Origin of the sequence: Streptomyces sp. AcH 505 (genome assembly GCF_000818175.1) — a bacterium.
Taxonomy (GTDB): Bacteria; Actinomycetota; Actinomycetes; order Streptomycetales; family Streptomycetaceae; genus Streptomyces.
This window is the reverse complement of the sequence record NZ_JTIY01000001.1, coordinates 4,640,589-4,645,623: the sequence shown is the minus strand read 5'-3', so window position 1 is coordinate 4,645,623 and position 5,035 is coordinate 4,640,589. Positions and strand designations below refer to the sequence as shown.

At 73.0% G+C, this 5,035-nt stretch carries 5 protein-coding genes and 1 pseudogene; 1 reads left to right on the top strand and 5 read right to left on the bottom strand.

Translation table 11 applies throughout. The features are described from left to right. Positions 1–214 (top strand): annotated as a pseudogene (locus HY68_RS44565) (nucleotidyltransferase); the annotation flags it as partial. Between the two features lie 16 nt (positions 215–230). Here the strand turns inward: HY68_RS44565 and HY68_RS21215 are convergent. The 5 genes from HY68_RS21215 to HY68_RS21195 form a co-directional block, all read right to left on the bottom strand. After that, on the bottom strand, positions 231–1,250 hold the full coding sequence (locus HY68_RS21215; RefSeq protein ID WP_041991168.1) for an ADP-ribosylglycohydrolase family protein: 1,020 nt from the start codon (positions 1,248–1,250) through the stop codon (positions 231–233). Next, positions 1,247–2,002 (bottom strand): NUDIX domain-containing protein, encoded by a 756-nt coding sequence (locus HY68_RS21210; RefSeq protein ID WP_041991167.1) that lies wholly within the window; start codon positions 2,000–2,002, stop codon positions 1,247–1,249. Before HY68_RS21210 ends, HY68_RS21215 begins: the two co-directional genes overlap by 4 nt. Continuing rightward, a complete protein-coding gene (locus HY68_RS21205; protein ID WP_107070206.1) occupies positions 1,999–3,078 on the bottom strand; it encodes an AAA family ATPase in 1,080 nt (359 codons plus the stop codon). The genes HY68_RS21210 and HY68_RS21205 overlap by 4 nt, the downstream gene beginning before the upstream one ends. 5 nt (positions 3,079–3,083) lie before the next feature. Continuing rightward, positions 3,084–3,740 (bottom strand): nicotinamide riboside transporter PnuC, encoded by a 657-nt coding sequence (pnuC, locus tag HY68_RS21200; RefSeq protein ID WP_041991163.1) that lies wholly within the window; start codon positions 3,738–3,740, stop codon positions 3,084–3,086. Positions 3,741–3,869: 129 nt separating this feature from the next. After that, the coding region (locus HY68_RS21195; RefSeq protein WP_063779666.1) for a pseudouridine synthase at positions 3,870–5,035 on the bottom strand (1,166 nt) is incomplete at its 5' end.

Below are 5,035 nucleotides of genomic sequence, written 5' to 3'. Positions count from 1 at the left end.
GCGGGAGCCGCTGCTGGCGGTGAAGCGCGGCGAGGTCCCCTGGCCGGAGACCGAACGCCGGATGACCCGCCTGGCCGAGGAGGCCGAGGCGGCGCTCCCCGGCTCCCCCCTCCCGCCGGAACCCGACCGCGCGCGAGTGGAAGCGTTCCTGACCCGCACCCGCCGCGCCTCGGCCCTGTCGTCGCCTGATGTCCCTGAAGGGGGCGGGGGGTAGCGCAGGTGCGGTCGGCTCAGGCGTCCCAGAGCGCGCCGAGCCTCAGCAGGTCGGTTCGGTACTCGATGCGGTCCGACCAGTGCTCCGGCCAGGCCGCCGCGCCCAGGTGGGCTCCGGCGAAGGCGCCTGCCAGGCAGGCCAGGGAGTCCGAGTCGCCCTTTGTGCAGGCCGCTCGGCGCAGGGCCGTGAGCGGGGACGTGGGGAAGAGCAGGAAGCAGTGCAGCGCTGTGGCGAGCGCCTCCTCGGCGATCCAGCCGTCGCCCGTCGTCAGGCACGGGTCGGTCTCGGGGGACGGGGTGCGCAGCGCCTGCTGGAGGCGGTCGAGGGCGGCGAGGCAGTCGTCCCAGCCGCGGGCGATGAACTCGCCGGGGGTCGGGGCGTCGCCCAGGGTCCACAGGTCGCCGAGCCACCGGTGGTCGTAGCGGGTGCGGTTCTCGTACGCGTACGAGCGCAGCCGGCCGACCAGGCCGAGGGGTTCGGTGCCCTGCGCGAGGAGGTGGACGGCGCGTGCCGTGAGGTCGGAGGCGGCCAGCGCCGTGGGGTGGCCGTGGGTGAGGGCGGCCTGCAACTGCGCGGCGCCCGCGCGCTGTTCGTCGCCGAGGCCCGGTACGAGGCCGATCGGCGCCACCCGCATGTTGGCGCCGCAGCCCTTCGAGCCGAGGCGGCTCGCCCGCTGCCAGGGGCGGCCGTCCTCCAGCAGGGCGCAGGCGTCCAGGCAGGTGCGGCCAGGGGCGCGGTTGTTCTCCGGGTCGTGGTACCAGGCGACGAACTCGGCGCGCACGGGCGGTTCGAGGCTCGCCGGGTCGAGGGCGCCGGTGCGGTCGACGGCGGTCACGATGCCCTTGCCGAGCGCGAGGGTCATCTGGGTGTCGTCGGTGACGAACGCGGGCTCCGGCAGCGCCATGTCGCGCCAGGGGCCGGTCTTGGCGAGGATCGACGGCACGTCGCTGAACTCGGTCGGGAAGCCCAGCGCGTCGCCGAGCGCCAGCCCGATCAGGGCGCCGGTCGCGGGCTGTTTCACGGGAGTTGTGGTCATGGGGTACGCCCTTCCGGTCGGAGCAGCGGTGGGTGCAGCGTGGTGGCGGGGCCCTGCCGGTAGAGCGCGGCCGGTTTGCCTCGGCCGCCGGTCCTGCGCGGCGGTCCTTCGACGGGCTGGACGAAGCCGGGCGTCGCCAGCACCTTGCGGCGGAAGTTGGGCCGGTCGAGCGGGACGCCCCAGATCGTCTCGTACACCTGCTGGAGCTCGCCGAGGGTGAACTCGGGCGGGCAGAAGGACGTGGCGAGACAGCTGTATTCGAGCTTGGCGCCGACCCGCTCGTACGCGTCGGCGAGGATCCGCTCGTGGTCGAAGGCGAGCGGTCCGACCACCGGTGTCCCGCCGGCGCCGAGCGCCGTCCAGTCGGCGCTCGCCGCGTCGCCACCGCCTCGTGGCTCGGGCAGATCGGGGACGAGCGCCGCGTACGCGACGGAGACGACCCGCATCCTCGGGTCGCGGTCGGGATCGCTGTAGGTGGCGAGCTGTTCGAGGTGGAGCACGGTGGCGGTCTCCTCCGACAGCCCGGTCTCCTCGGCGAGTTCACGCAGCGCGGCGTCCCCGGCGGACTCGCGCGGCAGGACGAACCCGCCGGGCAGCGCCCAGGCTCCCCGGTAGGGCTCCTGGCCGCGCTCCACGAGCAGGACGTGCAGCCGGCTCTCGCGGACGGTGAAGACGGCGAGGTCGACGGTGACGGCGAACGGTTCGAAGGCGGCCGGGTCGTAGCCCTCCGGCGCTCCGGGGCGCGCTGTCACCGGCGCTCCGGGAGGGGCGGCGCGAAGTCCCAGCCCCGGCCGAGCAGGTCGTCCACGGCTTCGACCGCTGCCGCGAGCCGCGTGGCGGGCGGGCCGCTCATGGTGAGGAACCGCCGTCCCGTACGGGTCAGTTCCGCCCGGAACCGGTCGGTCATCCAGGGCCGCAGCTCCTCGCCGTCCCGCAGTCCGTCGTCCTCGAAGGGGACTCCGGTGTGGTCGGTGAGCAGCCAGAGCTGATGGTCGACGCGGTCGGCGATCTCCTCGACGCGCGGGTTACGGCCGCCCAGGTACCGCTCGTGCCAGACGGTGGTCGCGAAGGAGTCGGTGTCGCAGAACAGCACCGGCGAGCCCAACCTCGCCGCCCGCTCCTCCAGTTCGTTCTGCCGCTGGGCGATCAGCGGGAAGTCGTCCGTGCCGAACGTGACCTCCGACCAGTGCGCCCACGGCCGGGCCCGGCGCAGCTCGGCCAGTTTCTCCTCGCTGAACTCCCTGCCGTACTCGGGCACACAGCCGGTCGACGCCCAGATCCCGCCGCGCCGCCGGTAGTGCTCGGCGAGAGCGCGGGCGAGCGTGGTGGTGCCGGTGGACTCCGCCCCGACGACGACCACCCGGCGGGTGAGCGCGGCGCGCACGGGCGGCGACAGGAACTCCCAGCAGCCCACCGGGTCCTTGCGCACGGCCGTGGCGGAGACGGGGTAGGCCGTACGGCCGGGGTCGACGCACTCCGACGCCGCGCCGAACCGGCGGCCCAGCTCGGCGCCGTACGCCTCCGAGGAGAACACCGCGTCGACCCGCTCGGGCACGGCGCTCCGGAAGACCGCCATGTGCGCGTCCCAGATGTCGGGGTCGCCCAGGTCCATGGGGACGTCGTCGACCGCGCCCACGACCGTGACGTCCGGGTGGACCTCGCGCATCCAGCGCACCCGGTCGGCGAGCGGCACCGACTCGACGGACGCGGCGCAGACCAGCACGGTCAGCCGGGCGCAGCGTTCCTTCGCCGTGCGGACGAGATGGTGGTGGCCGGCGTGCGGCGGATAGAACTTCCCCAGCACCAGCCCGTGCTGATATCCCGTCAGCTCCGTCATGCCGTCACCGCCTCGGCGGCCGGTGCCTTCGCCCCGGCCAGATCGCGGGACCAGCCGCGCAGCCCCACGACGCACAGGGCGAGGAAGCCGACGTACAGCAGTGAGGTCAAGTACAGCCCCTTGTAGGCGTAGAGCGGGATGTAGACGAGGTCGGCGGCGATCCACAGCCACCACGACTCCAGCAGTTTGCGGCACTGGCCGTAGGTCGCCGCCAGGGACAGCGCGGTGGTCAGCGCGTCCCAGAACGGCACGGTCGAGTTGGTGAAGCGGCCGAGCAGGAGGGTGAGTCCAGCTGTCCCCACCGCCCCCGCCGCGAGCAGCACGCCCCATTCGGCGCGGCTGCTGCGCCGCACCGGCAGGGACCGTGGGTCCGGGCCACCCCCGTGGGTCCAGATCCACCAGCCGTACACGGCGAGGGCGATGAAGACGACCTGCAGCCCGGCGTCGGCGTAGAGCCCCGCCGGGACGAACAGAAGGACGAAGAACAGGTTGTTGGCGATGCCGACGGGCCAGTTGGCGAGGTGCTGGCGGGCGACCAGCCAGACACAGAGCGCGCCGCTGCCGAACCCGAGGAACTCGGTCCAGCTGACCGGGGTGTCCAGCACGGTGAACAGCGGCTGCTGCAACGGGTCGAGGATGTCAGCGAGACTCATGGCCCGCCTCCTTAATAGTCATGTTGACTATAAAGGCGAACGGGCCGCGCGCACAAGCAAAAACCCGCGGCCGTCGGGCCGCGGGTTCGCTCGAAGTGCTCGAAGTGCTCGGAGTACCGGGCCTCAGGCCTAGAGTCCGACCTCCTTCATCAGCATGCCGACCTCGGTGTTGGTGAGGCGGCGCAGCCAGCCCGACTTCTGGTCGCCCAGCGGGATCGGGCCGAAGGACGTCCGGACCAGCCGGTCGACCGGGAAACCGGCCTCGGCGAGCATGCGGCGGACGATGTGCTTGCGGCCCTCGTGCAGGGTGACCTCGACGAGGTAGTTCTTGCCGGTGTTCTCGACGACCCGGAAGTGGTCCGCCTTCGCGTAACCGTCCTCCAGCTGGATGCCGTCCTTCAGCCGCTTGCCCAGGTCGCGCGGGAGCGGCCCCTGGATCGCGGCCAGGTAGATCTTCTTGACGCCGTACCGGGGGTGGGTGAGCCGGTGGGCCAGCTCGCCGTGGTTGGTGAGCAGGATGATGCCCTCGGTCTCCGTGTCGAGCCTCCCCACGTGGAACAGCCGGGTCTCCCGGTTGGTCACGTAGTCGCCGAGGCTCTGCCGGCCGTCGGGGTCCTCCATCGTGGAGACGACGCCCGCGGGCTTGTTCAGCGCGAAGAAGAGGTGCGACTGGGTGGCGACGGTCAGTCCGTCGACCTTGATCTCGTCCTGGTCGGGGTCGACGCGCATGCCCTGTTCCAGCACGATCTCGCCGTTGACCTCGACACGGGACTGCTCGATCAGCTCCTCGCAGGCACGCCGCGAACCCATCCCGGCCCGCGCGAGCACCTTCTGCAGCCGCTCGCCCTCGTCGTTCGGGTTGGTCTTCGGGGTCCTGATCTCCGGCGCGTCCGCGTACCTGTCGCGGTTGCGCTGCTCGATCTTCGCGTCCAGCTCACGGGGGCGGGACTGGCCCTGGCTGTCCCTGCGGGCCCTGGGCGCGCTCTGCGAGGACCTGGGGCCGCCCTTGGCGCCGCCACGGGCCGCGGCGCCCCTGGCGCCGCCACCACGGCGCTCGTCGTCACCGTCGCGTGCGTCACGGGTGAAGGCGGCCGAGCCGCCCGCACGCCCGGTGCCGCGCGGCGTGCCCTTCGCGCCCGCGCCACCCGTCGGACCCGAGCGGCCGACGTCGTAACGGCGCTCCTCGGGGCGGGGGCGGGACGGACGCTTCTGCTCGTCCTCGCGTCCGCTGCCCGACGTACGGGCGCCGGGGTTGCTGCCCCTGTTGCCCGCGCCGCCGCCCCGGTTGTCCCAGC